The 13,937-nt window shown below is 31.9% G+C and carries 15 protein-coding genes; 6 read left to right on the top strand and 9 right to left on the bottom strand.

The features are described 5' to 3' along the window. The first annotated feature begins 236 nt into the window (after nucleotides 1–236). Both AC1RRN_RS10325 and AC1RRN_RS10320 read left to right on the top strand, forming a co-directional pair. Complete coding sequence (locus AC1RRN_RS10325; protein WP_492967220.1) at nucleotides 237–710, top strand: CYTH domain-containing protein; 474 nt, start codon at nucleotides 237–239, stop codon at nucleotides 708–710. A 2-nt stretch (nucleotides 711–712) separates the two neighbouring features. After that, complete coding sequence (locus tag AC1RRN_RS10320; RefSeq protein ID WP_492967301.1) at nucleotides 713–1,675, top strand: YpdA family putative bacillithiol disulfide reductase; 963 nt, start codon at nucleotides 713–715, stop codon at nucleotides 1,673–1,675. A 110-nt stretch (nucleotides 1,676–1,785) separates the two neighbouring features. On the opposite strand, the gene AC1RRN_RS10315 is transcribed toward AC1RRN_RS10320, so the two are convergent. Continuing rightward, nucleotides 1,786–3,354 carry a protein adenylyltransferase SelO gene (locus AC1RRN_RS10315; RefSeq protein WP_492967219.1) on the bottom strand — a complete coding sequence of 523 codons (1,569 nt, stop codon included), beginning with the start codon at nucleotides 3,352–3,354 and terminating at the stop codon, nucleotides 1,786–1,788. Nucleotides 3,355–3,471: 117 nt separating this feature from the next. Continuing rightward, nucleotides 3,472–4,002, bottom strand: a complete 531-nt coding sequence (gene msrA, locus AC1RRN_RS10310; protein WP_492967218.1) for a peptide-methionine (S)-S-oxide reductase MsrA — start codon at nucleotides 4,000–4,002, stop codon at nucleotides 3,472–3,474. Between the two features lie 181 nt (nucleotides 4,003–4,183). On the opposite strand from msrA, the gene AC1RRN_RS10305 reads away from it, so the two are divergent. After that, nucleotides 4,184–5,671, top strand: a complete 1,488-nt coding sequence (locus AC1RRN_RS10305; RefSeq protein ID WP_492967217.1) for an aminotransferase class V-fold PLP-dependent enzyme — start codon at nucleotides 4,184–4,186, stop codon at nucleotides 5,669–5,671. 286 nt (nucleotides 5,672–5,957) lie between these two features. Here AC1RRN_RS10305 and AC1RRN_RS10300 read toward each other — a convergent pair whose 3' ends face one another. The 6 genes from AC1RRN_RS10300 to AC1RRN_RS10275 form a co-directional block, all read right to left on the bottom strand. Further along, on the bottom strand, nucleotides 5,958–7,700 hold the full coding sequence (locus AC1RRN_RS10300) for an APC family permease (protein ID WP_492967216.1): 1,743 nt from the start codon (nucleotides 7,698–7,700) through the stop codon (nucleotides 5,958–5,960). Between the two features lie 134 nt (nucleotides 7,701–7,834). Continuing rightward, entirely contained in the window at nucleotides 7,835–8,305 is a 471-nt protein-coding gene (locus AC1RRN_RS10295; protein WP_492967215.1) for a nuclear transport factor 2 family protein, read from the bottom strand. A gap of 51 nt (nucleotides 8,306–8,356) precedes the next feature. Then, a complete protein-coding gene (locus AC1RRN_RS10290) occupies nucleotides 8,357–8,881 on the bottom strand; it encodes a hypothetical protein (RefSeq protein WP_492967214.1) in 525 nt (174 codons plus the stop codon). A 9-nt stretch (nucleotides 8,882–8,890) separates the two neighbouring features. Beyond that, complete coding sequence (locus tag AC1RRN_RS10285) at nucleotides 8,891–9,367, bottom strand: hypothetical protein (RefSeq protein WP_492967213.1); 477 nt, start codon at nucleotides 9,365–9,367, stop codon at nucleotides 8,891–8,893. A gap of 6 nt (nucleotides 9,368–9,373) precedes the next feature. Then, complete coding sequence (locus AC1RRN_RS10280; RefSeq protein ID WP_492967212.1) at nucleotides 9,374–10,051, bottom strand: peptidoglycan DD-metalloendopeptidase family protein; 678 nt, start codon at nucleotides 10,049–10,051, stop codon at nucleotides 9,374–9,376. Nucleotides 10,052–10,063: 12 nt separating this feature from the next. Continuing rightward, entirely contained in the window at nucleotides 10,064–10,729 is a 666-nt protein-coding gene (locus AC1RRN_RS10275) for a spermidine synthase (protein WP_492967211.1), read from the bottom strand. Between the two features lie 65 nt (nucleotides 10,730–10,794). Between AC1RRN_RS10275 and AC1RRN_RS10270 the strand changes: the two genes are divergently transcribed. After that, nucleotides 10,795–11,346: a 1-acyl-sn-glycerol-3-phosphate acyltransferase gene (locus AC1RRN_RS10270; protein ID WP_492967210.1), complete on the top strand. Its 552-nt coding sequence runs from the start codon at nucleotides 10,795–10,797 to the stop codon at nucleotides 11,344–11,346. 83 nt (nucleotides 11,347–11,429) lie between these two features. Here the strand turns inward: AC1RRN_RS10270 and AC1RRN_RS10265 are convergent, their stop codons facing one another. After that, nucleotides 11,430–11,903 carry a helix-turn-helix domain-containing protein gene (locus AC1RRN_RS10265; protein WP_492967209.1) on the bottom strand — a complete coding sequence of 158 codons (474 nt, stop codon included), beginning with the start codon at nucleotides 11,901–11,903 and terminating at the stop codon, nucleotides 11,430–11,432. A gap of 311 nt (nucleotides 11,904–12,214) precedes the next feature. On the opposite strand from AC1RRN_RS10265, the gene AC1RRN_RS10260 reads away from it, so the two are divergent. Together AC1RRN_RS10260 and AC1RRN_RS10255 are read left to right on the top strand one after the other, a co-directional pair. Beyond that, nucleotides 12,215–13,369 carry a M14 family metallopeptidase gene (locus AC1RRN_RS10260; protein WP_492967208.1) on the top strand — a complete coding sequence of 385 codons (1,155 nt, stop codon included), beginning with the start codon at nucleotides 12,215–12,217 and terminating at the stop codon, nucleotides 13,367–13,369. A 77-nt stretch (nucleotides 13,370–13,446) separates the two neighbouring features. Next, nucleotides 13,447–13,926 (top strand): Lrp/AsnC family transcriptional regulator, encoded by a 480-nt coding sequence (locus tag AC1RRN_RS10255; RefSeq protein ID WP_007805990.1) that lies wholly within the window; start codon nucleotides 13,447–13,449, stop codon nucleotides 13,924–13,926. Nucleotides 13,927–13,937: the final 11 nt, after the last annotated feature.

Below are 13,937 nucleotides of genomic sequence, written 5' to 3'. Positions count from 1 at the left end.
AGTAGTTATTTTTGATTGAACTTAAAATTATTGTTCGAAATGAAAATAAAGGTTTAATTCTCTATCAAAATTAACAAAAAAATAAATACATAATGTATTAACAACGCGTTAATATTGTGTTATTTATCTAGTATTTAAGGGGTTAGGTTTTTGATTCTTATTGACATTATGGAAACTCAATTTCAGAACTAAATTAAATTGAGTAACTTGCATTAAAAATTAATTGTGATACTAAAATGATAGAAATTGAAAGAAAGTTTCTTGTAAAATCGAATGATTTTAAGGAACAGGCTTTTACTCAAAATAAAATTGCTCAGGGATATTTAAGTTCATTGCCTGAAAGGACAGTTCGTGTTAGAATTAAAGGAGAAAGGGGCTTTTTAACGATTAAAGGAATTGGTCATCACGGTGGTATGTCACGTTTTGAATGGGAAAATGAAATTCCGCTTGATGAAGCACAGGAATTGCTAAAATTGTGCGAAAAGGGCAAAATAGAAAAAACGCGTTATGAAATAAAATCAGGAAAACATGTTTTTGAAGTAGATGAATTCTATGGCGATAACGAAGGCTTGGTAATGGCAGAAATTGAACTGGAATCTGAAACAGATACTTTTGAAAAACCAGAATGGCTAGGTGAGGAAGTAACTAATGATAAAAGATATTACAACGCCTATTTGAGTAAAAATCCTTTTAAAGATTGGGAAAAATAATTATGACAGAATATGATTTGATTATTGTTGGTGGCGGTCCAATTGGGTTTGCCTGCGCAATTGAAGCCCAAAAGAAAAATTTAAATTACCTAATTATAGAAAAAGGAGCAATTGTGAATAGCATTTTCAATTATCCTTTGTATATGACGTTTTTTTCGACTGCTGAAAGATTAGAAATAGGAAATATTCCGTTTAATTGCCTGGCACCAAAACCAGGTCGTCAGGAAGCTTTGGAATATTACAGAAATATTCATCGTTATTTTAATTTTTCGATTCATTTATTTGAAAAAGTTACTCAGGTTCAGAAATTAGAAAACATTTTTAAAATAACATCAGACAAGAATTTATACGAAGCCAAAAACGTAATTATCGCAACTGGTTTTTATGATATTCCGATTGAGATGAATATAAAAGGCGAAGAACTTCCTAAAGTTCGTCATTATTATAAAGAAGCTCATGAATATGCTTTTCGTAATATTTTAGTTGTTGGTGCTAATAATTCATCCGTCGATGCTGCTTTGGAATGCTGGCGAAAAGGCGCTAATGTTACAATGGTCATTCGTAAAAACGAAATAAATAACAGAGTAAAATATTGGGTTAAACCCGATATTGAAAATCGAATTGCAGAAGGAAGTATAAAAGCTTATTTTGAATCGAATATTACTGAAATAAGAGAAAATGAAGTCGAAATTGAAACTCCAAACGGAAAAGTTACAATAGAAAATGATTTCGTTTTAGCCTTAACAGGATATAAGCCAGATTTGACTTTTCTGGAAAAAATGGGAATTCAGCTTTCTGAAGATGAATTAAAAATTCCAACGTATAATCCGGAAACGATGGAAACTAATGTGGAAGGATTATTTTTGGCCGGAGTAGTTTGTGGCGGAATGCAAACGCATAAGTGGTTCATAGAAAACTCACGCGTTCACGCAAATATGATTCTTGATTACATAACTTCGAAGTAAAAAAGTTAGCCCCGAATTTCACGAATTTCCATGAATTAAAAATTAGTAGAATTCAACTTTCTACGCAATCTAATTCGTGGGAATTTGCGAAATTCGTGGCAAAAAACTTTTTAAGAACTACAAGAAAGCATTGAACAACCTACTTTAGAACGTGCCCAATCTGGTCGTTTTGCAAACCATTTTTCAAATCCCGGTTGTTCATCGTAAGGTTTTTGTAAAAGCAAATAAAATTCGTTTATTAAAGAATAATCGCCTTTGTCTGCGTCATCAATTGCCAATTGCGACATATAATTTCGCAATACATATTTAGGATTGATTTGATTCATTTTTTCAGCACGAACTTCATCTGAAAGCTCTTCAGTATTCAATCTTTGAAGATAAACAGTAAACCATTTCTTCCAGGATTCCAAAATATCTCCTTTTATTTCTTCAGGGAGATAAAAAGAATTCTGAATTTTTTCTATTGCATTTTCGACAGAATCTATCTTTGTTATCTTACTCAAATTTCTGAAAAAGATCGTCATATCTGTTTCTGATAATTGTAGAACAGCCTCTAAACCGGTAATTAATTTACTGTCAGTTACAGTTGAAGTAAATAAACCTAATTTACTTAAAAACATTGTTTTATAATCAGTTTCAAAATCAGATATAAATGATTCCAAAATCTTTTCTAAAGGTTCTGCTTCATTAATTAACGGATAAAGCGCATTGGCCAATTGATACAAATTCCATTGTGCAACCTGAGGCTGATTCCCAAAACGATATCTTCTGTTTTGTGAGTCTGTCGTGTTTGGGGTCCAATTTGGATCGTAGTTTTCCAGCCAGCCGTAAGGTCCGTAATCAATCGTAATTCCGTGAATTGACATATTATCTGTATTCATAACGCCATGTACAAAACCAACGCGTTGCCAATTAACAATCATTTCGCGGGTAGTATCAGCTACGGTTTTAAAGAACTGTAAATATTGGTTTTTTGGTTCTCCTTTAATTTCCGGAAAATAATGTTTGATAGTGTACTCTACAAACTCTTTTAGATTCTTTAGTTCGTTTCGTGCTGTAAGCATTTCAAAACTTCCAAAACGTATGAAAGATGGCGCAACACGACAAACAATTGCTCCTTTCTCATAAGCTGGGTTTCCATTGTATAAAACATCTCTTAATACCTGATCTCCAGATAACATTAGTGAAAGTGATCGGGTAGTAGGAACACCCAAATAATGCATGGCTTCGGCACATAAATATTCTCTTATTGAAGAACGTAAAACTGCTAAACCATCAGCGGTTCTTGAATAAGGTGTTTTTCCTGCGCCTTTTAACTGTAAAGTAAAAAACTCGTTATTATGTTCAACTTCTGTCAAATTAATAGCACGACCGTCGCCCAATTGTCCGGCCCAATTTCCAAATTGATGTCCGGCATAACACATTGCGTACGGACGAGTTTCAGGAAGAATTTCTTTTCCTGAAAAAGCATTCAAAAAGTCTTCGGACTGAATTTCATTCTTTGTAATTCCAACTAATTCTGCTACTTCTTGAGAAGAGTGAATTAAACTTGGATTTGAAGGTTTTGTCGGATTTACATAAGAAAATAACGTGTTTTTAACCTGACGAATTTCATTGGTTTCATCTGGATCTGCAGGTAATTCAGTTGTAAATCGATTATTTATTTTTAAATTTTTCATTGTGGTATTTTTTTTCGTCATAGATTAAAAAGATTTTATCTGCTTCTTTATAAATCTAAAAGAGATTTTGAAAAAATCATTTTAATCTTTATAATCTATAGCTAAATTTTTTTATAATCAATTCAATTTATCGGCATACATTTTTTTTAATTTCTGAACTTTCGGATCAATTACGATTTGACAATAACGTGCATCCTGATTGTTGTTGTAATAATTTTGATGATCTTCTTCTGCCTCATAAAACACTTCAAAAGCAGTCAATTCTGTCACAATCGGATCTTCATAAAAAGGTTTTACTTCTTCTAAAACCTGTTCTGCAATAGCTTTTTGTTCTTGATCATGATATAAAATAATGGAACGGTATTGCGTTCCAACATCTGCTCCTTGTCGGTTAAGCGTTGTTGGATCATGACTTGTCATAAAGATAAAAATTAAGTCATGATATGAAATTATGTCAGGATTGAAAGCGACTTGTATAACTTCAGCATGACCTGTTCTGCCAGTACAAACCTCACGATAGGGTGGGTTTTTAATAAAACCACCTGAATAACCTGATTTTAAAGATTCTACACCATTTAAACGCTGAATTACAGCTTCAATACACCAAAAACATCCTCCACCAAAAGTGGCTAGTGATAAATTTCCCATACAATAGTATTCTTAAATTTTATATGCCCTATTAATCCGATAGAATATTATGATAATTTGTTAAAAAAAACATATTTTAGTTAAATATACTAATCACTTATTGAATGTTTGAAGTTTACAATTGATAAATTCGCAATTTTGTAAAAAAGCAATTATATTTGCATCAAACTCAGGCACACTAATGGATAGCAAAAATAATACCATCACTTTAGAAACTTATTTTCAGGATTTTCGTAAAAATATTGTTGGAATTAATCAGGAATTTACGTCTCCGTACGGCAAAAAACAGATTATTTATACTGACTGGACTGCCAGCGGAAGGTTATATAGACCAATTGAAGAGAAACTTCTTAATGATTTCGGACCTTTTGTAGCCAATACACATACTGAAACCACTGTGTCAGGTACTGCCATGACAAAAGCTTATCATCATGCCAGAAATATTATTAAGCGTCATGCGAATGCAAATCAGGATGATGTTTTAATTACTGATGGAACCGGAATGACCGGTGTTATCAATAAGTTTCAACGTATTTTGGGTTTAAAAATTCCTGAAAACCTGAAAGACTTTACAACTGTTCCAGCAGAGAAAAAACCTGTAGTTTTTATTTCGCATATGGAACATCATTCGAATCAAACTTCATGGTTGGAAACAATTGCAGATGTTGAAATCATTCCGTCATGCGAAAAAGGGCTTTTTAGCCTTGAAAATTTGGCTGAATTATTAGAGAAATATAATAATAGAACAATAAAAATTGCCTCAATAACATCTTGTTCTAATGTAACAGGTTTGAAAACGCCTTTTCATGAAGCTGCAAAATTAATGCATCAGCATAACGGTGTTTGTTTTGTAGATTTTGCCTGTTCAGGACCGTATGTAGAAATTGATATGCATCCTTCTGATCCGGAAGCGTATTTGGATGCAGTTTTCTTTTCACCTCATAAATTTTTGGGAGGCCCAGGAACTTCTGGAGTTTTGATATTCAACAAAAAATTATACAATAATATGATTCCGGATTGCCCGGGAGGAGGAACAGTAAGCTGGACAAATCCTTGGGGAGAACATAAATATATTGATAATATTGAGGATCGCGAGGACGGAGGAACTCCTGGATTTTTGCAAGTTATTAAAACGGCGCTGGCAATTGAATTAAAAGAAGAAATGGGAATCGAGAACATTTTGCAACGTGAACATGAAATCGTTGATTATGTTTTTGATGCATTGGAACCTGTTGAAAATATAAAAATTCTTGCGGGACAACACAAAAATCGTTTGGGAGTGGTTTCTTTCTTTATTGAAAATCTGCATTTTAATTTAGGAGTGAAATTACTGAATGATAAATTCGGAATTCAGACCAGAGGAGGATGCAGCTGTGCCGGAACTTATGGTCACTTTTTATTGCATGTTGATCAGGAAACTTCGAATAAACTGGTTAACGAAATTACGATTGGCGATTTGATCAAAAAACCAGGATGGATAAGAATGTCTATTCACCCAACAACTACTGATGAAGAAATCGCTTATGTTTGTGATAGCATTAAAGATCTTGCTAAAAATCACGAAACCTGGGCTTTAGATTACTCTTATAATAATAAAACCAATGAATTTGTTCACAAGAATGCTACTTCATTTGAAGATGAATTAGTGGCTGGTTGGTTTAAATCTTAATATTAAAATGCTTTTTTAACCACAAAGAACGCTAAGGTTTTTTATATTGTAACTGCTTATAAACACAAAGTTCACGAAGCTGTTGTAGACTATAGATCTTATAAAATACAAACCTGATAAGTTTTAAGCTTAACGGGTTTTATGCTTCTTGAGAAAATTAAACTTCTAATCTAGCCCCGATAGAACTGGAAATCCTTTTGGGCCGGGGTTCGGCGCAAAAGATTGAAAGGGATAGCGGGACTGGTCGTCTTGAAAATCGGATACATTTGCTCCTAAAAAAATTAAACTACATAATTAAACGAACTCCGCCTAAATCTGAAACGCGGTAGGAGAATTTATTTCCCGGGGAAGCGATGAACATGAAGTTTTTTGGGATTTTCCATTTTTGAGAAAGTTCGTCGATAATCTCGGGTCCAAAAACGCCTTTTATTTCAAGAAATTCGATATCAATTTCATCGTACGCACGATCTAAAACTTCTAAATCTTTTTTTAGTGCTTCATTGTTTGCATCATCACTTTTTATATGAACGATTTTTAGTTTTTTGGTCGTTTCATTATTTTCAACATATTGCAGTACCTTGTTTAAGATCGCGATGTCATCGCCTTTGGTAAAAAAGACAAATTCCTGTGAATTAATTTCGATACTCATTTTTTGTAAATAGCGGTTGCTGATAATTACCATTCTTCGCAATGGCTGATAGAAATATTCTAATGCTTCAATTAAAAGTCGAATCAGCATGACACGGTTAAGCATGATTGCGATGAAAATTAACGACGGAATCATGTACTTTAAAAAAGTATAAAATGCATTGATGTTTAATTTCATGTTTCCTATAAAAGCGGCGATGATAAACGAAACAGCAATTACAACGGCGATACCTCGTGCACGCTCAGGTCTTGGCAATTTTCGACGTTTGAATTTCAGTAATAAATTCCCGATTCCAAATAACGCCATTACGGCCAAAAATGAGAAAGTATAAACGCCTGCCAACGATTCCAAATGTCCGCTTGTGGCGAAAAGTACTGATATACAAAGTACTAAAAAGCTAATTACGATTCTATAATGGGAGCCTCTTTTATTTTGTTTCAGGAAGAAATTTGGAAGAATACGATCTAAAGTCATTCGGTTTAATAATCCTGAAACACCAACAAATGAAGTTAAAACGGCACCACATAAAACTAAAACGGCATCTATAGAAATCAACCAGGCAAGCCAGGATCCGCCCGTAGTTTCACCGAGGTGTGCCAAAAGTGATTCTTTGTTCTCGCCAACTTCGGTAAGCGGAATTACACTTATTAATAGTATGGCAATTACGGGATTGAAAAAGCTGACAATTGCCCACATGTTTCGGAGTGTTTTTGGAAAAATGCCAGGTTCTTGTTCTTCAACAAAATTGGCAGAACTTTCAAAACCGGAAATCCCGAGCATCGCGGCAGAAAAACCAAGAAAAAGCGCTGTTTTTATATTTCCGGTTGCTATCGGCGTTTGCCAATTGATATGAAATGTTTCTAAACCATTATGTAACAAAAACCATAATGACGCTAAAACGAGCAGACTTAAGGTTGCAATGTGCGTTAGAAAAATAATTACGGCAACAAATGCAGATTCGCCAATTCCTAAAATGGCAAGTCCGGTAAACAATACTAAAACAATGACTGTAGCGATGGTGACATTCAATCCTTCAAAAATTCCGTGTAGGTAATGCATTCCTTCAGAGGCCGAAATTACAGCAGTTGCCATATAGGACAAAACGGTTAGTGTGGCTGCAAGAGAAGCAAGGCGTTTTGTTGAAGTGTTTAATAAAACATTGTAAGCACCACCGTTTAAAGGAATTGCGCCAACTACTTCGCCATAAATTCGTCTAAATAAGAATAAAACGACAGCAACAATTAATAAAGAAATCCAGGCATATTGGCCTGCATATAAAATAGTTAGTGCTGAAACATATAAACAGGAAGAACTAATATCGTTTCCGCAAATTGCTGTTGCCTGTAGTTGATTTAATTTTTTATGTATAACTTCTTTCATAAGTATTGAAAATTAAAAACGATTAATTCAATATTAAAAGCAACTAAAATAAAATCTTAAATAGGGCAGATATTTAGCTAAGGCGGAAATATATTTTGATTAATTCGAATTTTTGAACTTTCAATTTATGAAAATTATTCCGATTTCTGAAATTTTTTAAGCGATGATAAAGCTTGTTCTCTGATTTTGTTTTGAAAAAAACCTGTCCAGCCCAATAAATATCCTGTAACTCCAAAAGCTTGTTTTGACCATTTCCAGACATCAAAATTATCGGTATGTTTGATAATTAAGCCATCCTGAAACACAAATTCAGCTGAAATTTTGTTGATTACTTTTCGATTTGTTTTACTGAAATTATAAGTAGCAACCCATCTTGCAGAGCCCGTAAATTCATCTGCTTTAATATCTGAAAACTCAATTTTAATATTGCCTTTGCTTTTTAAAAGCAACATTTCCCACATTTTAGAAACCTGTTCTTCTTTTAATAAACCAAAAGCAGGATCAATAAAATGAACTTTCGGGTGATAACATTCACTCATTGTTTTAGCGTCGGCATTTGCAAAAGCAGTGTAGAATTTTGCAATTAAATTTTCGTTGGCGTTCATTTAAATAAAATTAGATTATAAATATAAGAGAAATTATATTAAATATTTTATTTATAATGCACTAATTGCTGCAGCTGTATCAAATGTTTTTTTTGATTTATCATATGGTGTAGAAAAATAAGCCATTTTATTTACTGCAGTAAAATATCCCGTTTGATTGCCAAAAGTTTTTGAGTTTCCTGTTATAATAAATCTAATTCCTTGAATGTCAGCTTTTTTTAGTTTGATCATTTCGGCAGGAGTGAAATAATAATATGAAGTTGTTTTACCTTCGACTGTTTCTTTTACATTTTTGTCTACACAAGGTACCACATCGCCATTAGCCAAATCAACATATACTCCTCCAGAAATTCTTGCTTCGCCATTGGCTGTTGCAATTGATAATTTTAAAATTCCACCTTTTTCTGTTTTGGCAATCTGAACATTTGTTTCTCCTGAAAAAGCATATTTCTCACAGATGAAATTATAATTTTGCGTTGCCGGATAAGGTTTTGAAGCTTTTACACTCATTGTTTCCTGAGCATTTGCAAATGTTGAAATTGACAGTAAGATTAAAAATGGTATTTTAAATTTCATAGTTTTAGTTTATTGTCCTTCTGTTTTAGAATCAAATTTTTCGTCCCAATCCATAGATTTTATTGCAGAAATTAAATTGTCTTCATTTACAAAAACTCTTAACTCTTTGTTTGCTACTTTTTTGCTGTATAACGCATGATAGCGGTAAATGACTTCTTGTTTCGTTTTGTAAACACCATCTAATTTCAAATCAATAAAACTTCCGTAATATTGTCTAAACCTCTGGCAGGTTTTTGTTAATCGTTCCTCCGTCGTATTTTCCATAACCGACTTTGTAACTTCTGTTTCGTTAAAAGGTTTAAATTTTGACGTGTTGCATGTTTCTAAAACACGCTTGCCTAAATCATAAGCTTTCTTTTGCTGATTTGCATTAACTTCGGCAGTTGGAACTGGTTTAATTTTTAAATCTTCGGTGTCCCGATTAACAGTTTTAGATTTACATCCAATTAACAACAACAAACATATAATCAATACTGCTTTCTTCATAACTATTTATGTTATTTTTAATAATAAGTTAGGGTCGGGGCAATTTTCAATGTAAAAATTCAAATCATTACTATTACAAACTCCGGGATAATCTCCCCAATAATCTTCAATATTTTGTATAATCTGAAAATGTACATGTGGTGCGTAATCTCCGTTAACGGCAGCGTTTCCAAGAGTTGCAATTTTTTCACCCTTTTTAAATTGCTTCCCAACACTTAGGTCTTTTATACTTTCTAACGATAAATGTCCGTATAAAGTATAAAATTTTTCATTTTCAACTTCATGTTCTAAAATGATGGTTGGTCCATAATCACCCAAGCCAATATTGTTTTTAAAACTATGAACTTTTCCATCAAGTGCCGCCAATACAGGTGTATCAACTTTTGTCCACAAATCAAGACCAATATGAATATTACGTTCCGGAATAGATTCGTTTTTAAAAATAGTACTTCTTTTGTATAACGTTCGACCTTCTATATAACCTCCAAAAGCTACTTCGGCGTTATTATTCTTTAAATAATTAGAAATAAAAATCTCAAATTCAGTAGCATTTTCTGGTTTGCTCTCCATTAATTCTTTATTCGTTATTGATAAATCTAAAGGAATGTATTTTGAAAAATCAATGCTGGAGTCGATAATTTTAGTAGGTGGAATGGCTTTTAAAATAGAAACTAGGGTTTTCATAAAAGGTAAAATTTAGGCAACTTTTTCAATTATTATTAATTCATTATGATCTTCAATTCGAGGTAACATTTTTGAAGAGAATAGTTCGGGATTTATTTCTGCAATATACTTCCGATTTCTGACATTATGTGCTTCATCCAGAATCATTGTGTTAAAAAGTACAAATCCCTGATCTTTTAAAAGAGAACAAACCCGTTCACTAAAAAAGCGTTCAAATAAAAAATTTGGCATTTTAGTATCTTCAAAAATGTCAATAATAATAAGGTTGTATTGGTGTTTTGTTTTTAAAACAAATTCAAAAGCATCATCAATTATAATTTCAAGTTGTTTGATCTGATTTAGATTAAAATAATCATTTGCAATCTGAATAATGTCTGAGTCAATTTCAACACCGGTAATTTTACCTTTGTATTCAATTTCATCAACCAGAGTTTTTACAACACTTCCGCCGGCAACCCCCAATAACAAAATATGATCCATATCAAGAATGGCTTTGTAACCAATATTCCGTAATCCGTACCTTAATATACGTTGCAAACTTCCGTACGAATAATTTGTGTTTTCAGAGTCTAAAACCAATTCACCATTTGCCCAGGTAACTTCGATCATTTTGCTTCTTGCCGATTTTTTCTTGAAAATTTTGATTGGAATGAGATAACTAAAAAATTTTTGAATCATTTGTAAAGCTTTTACTCAAAAATACCATTTTAAATCTTTTATTTTGCATGAAATAATAAATTTTAATGAAGAAACAGTTGTACAAATTCATCTTTTTTAAGCTAATGGGCTGGAAAATAAGAGGAATTGAAAATGCGGAAGTGAAAAAATGTGTGATGATGGTGATGCCACATACAAGTAATCATGATTTTTATTTAGGAATTTTTACCCGTGGAATTTCAGGATTAGAAATGAATTGGGTTGGAAAGAAAGAATTATTCCAATTTCCTTTTGGATATTATTTCAGAAGTGTAGGCGGTGAACCATTAGATCGTTCAGGCGGATTGAATAAAGTAGATTCGATTGCTGCCATTTTTGAGCGTAAAGAAGTTTTCCGTTTAGCAGTAGCTCCCGAAGGAACACGTAAAAAAGTAAAAGAAATTAAAAGCGGATTTTATTATATCGCGCTTAAAGCAAATGTTCCTATTATTCCTGTTGCTTTTGATTGGGGTAAAAAAGAAGTCAATTTAGGAAAGCCATTTTATCCGACGGGAGATTTTGAAGCTGATTTACAAATTTTAAAAAAGCATTATGACGGAGTTTTCGGTAAAATTCCTGAAGATGGATTTAAATTGTAAATTTTTGATTTTTTTTGAGATGCGTGAGAATCGCTTAAATGAAAAATAATTTCAAAAATTTTTAAATACGCGAAAATTTTAAATTACGGGACATATACCTTAAATGTCCCGTTTTTATAAAAAAATACAATTTTCTCAAGTTCGCCTTCTTCTGAAATAAAATTTGAGTTTTTTACTTCTACAGAATTTCTTGTTTCTGATTTTATTTCTTCCTTATAATTAATTTCAGAAAATAAATTTCCGGCTTCAAAATTTTCAGATGAAATAGGGACGAGCGGTTTTACAATTTCTGAAACTATCTGGTTACCTGAATTTACAACCTGATCTTCTGCTTTAGGAAAACTTCCTTTTCCATTTAATAGCCAGTATAAATCGACATCTGGAAAAACATCTAAAATTTTCATCACAAAATCCAAACTTGGTTTGTTTCTTCCTGAAAGTAGGTGAGACATACTAGAGCGCTGTACACCAATTTTATCAGCAAAAGAGGAGGCATTTAAACCATAATAATCTAGTATAATTTCAAGTCGTTTTACAAAATCATCTATGTTTACCATTGTAAATTATTATTTTTAAAAGTCATGTTTACAAATGTAATTAAAACAAAGTAATAAAGCAATTTTACAGATGTAAATCGTATATAAACGTTACAATATGGCTAATTATAACTTTAAATAAAGATATGTAACTGTTTGAAATATAGTATTAAAATGTTTCTATATGAAGTAATAACAAATGTTAACTGATAATGATAAAATCAAGGAATTAAAATACAAAACACTGTTTACAATTCTAAATTATCTCAATTTGTCACTGTTTACAATTGTAAAAATAAAGATGTTTACTTTTGTAAACTAATCAAAAGACAATGAATTTAGAAGAATTATTTTACCAGCACAAAGAACAATCTATAGAAGGGCGATACCTTACATTAGATCATATTCAACCTTTATTAGATAAATTAAATACGAATAATCAAGTACAGATTATTGGGAAATCGGTTTTGGATAAACCTATATATAGTTACCAAATTGGTACAGGAGAAACCCGTATTTATCTTTGGTCGCAAATGCATGGCAATGAAAGCACAACAACTAAGGCTCTTTTTGACTTTATTAATGTACTAAATAGTGATTCAGATTTTGCAAAAAAATTACTTAATACCTTTACTTTTTATGCTATTCCGATCCTTAATCCTGACGGGGCAGCACTTTATACACGTGAAAACGCTAACAAAATTGACTTAAATAGAGATTCACAAAACCTGACCCAGCCAGAAAGCAATGTTCTTAGAGAAGTTTTCGAAACATTTAAACCACATTATTGTTTTAACCTTCATGATCAGCGTACTATTTTTGGAGCTGGCAATACTGGTAAACCCGCAACAGTTTCTTTTTTAGCACCTTCTTATAATGAAGAAAGAGAAATAAATGAAAACAGACTAAAGGCTATAAATTTAATTGCAGGACTTAATGATGTATTGCAAAAATATATTCCGGGGCAGGTTGGTCGTTTTGATGATTCCTTCAATATCAACTGTATAGGAGATACGTTTCAATTTTTCGGCGTGCCTACAATCTTATTTGAAGCAGGTCATTTTCCGAATGATTATGAACGTGAAATCACTCGAAAGTTCATATTTTTCTCACTTATTTCGAGTTTTGAACTGCTTTGCGAAAACGATTTAGTTGATAACAGAATTAATGATTATTTGAATATTTCACAAAATAAAGTGGTTTTTTATGATTTTATGTATAAAAACATCAAAATAAATTATGATGGTATCGAAATTATTACGAATTTTGTCGCACAATACAAAGAAGAATTGATTGAAAATAAGATTCACTTTAATGCTTACATCACAGAAGTAGGCGAATTAGAAAATTATTTTGGACATTATGAATATGACGCTCACGGAGCAATTTATTCTGATAATCACAATAATTTTCCGAAAGTGAACGAAAAAGCAGATTTTTATTTAAATAAAAATGTTAAATTTGTTAACGGATTGATAAAAAGTTAATTTTTATGTGAATTTGTTGTTTTTTATATATATTTTTATACTTTGTAATAGCAATTAGTAATATTAATTAAAGAATTATGAGTAAATTTCGTTTAGATGAAGTAGATCACCAGATTTTAGATATGTTAATAGACAATACGAGAGTTCCGTTTACTGACATTGCAAAAAAACTATTGATATCTGCTGGAACAGTACATGTTAGAGTAAAAAAGATGGAAGACGCCGGTATAATAATGGGATCTTCACTAGCCTTAGATTACGACAAATTAGGGTATTCATTTATTGCTTATGTGGGTGTATTCCTTAATAATACATCTCAAACAAAATTTGTATTAGAGCGAATCAATCAAATTCCATTCGTAACAGTGGCTTCTGTAACGACAGGGAAATTTAATATCTTTTGCAAAATTAGAGCAAAAGACACTAAACACGCAAAAGAAGTAATCTTCATGATTGATGATATTGAAGGTGTTTACAGAACAGAAACTATGATTTCATTAGAAGAAAGTATTAACGATAAGAAGCGTTTGATGCATACTATTTTTAAAAATATGTAATATTTTCTTGA

The sequence above is a fragment of the Flavobacterium sp. GW821-FHT11G01 genome, from assembly GCF_058808175.1.
The sequence above is the reverse complement of the archived record's forward strand: the minus strand, read 5'-3'. Positions and strand labels throughout refer to the sequence as shown.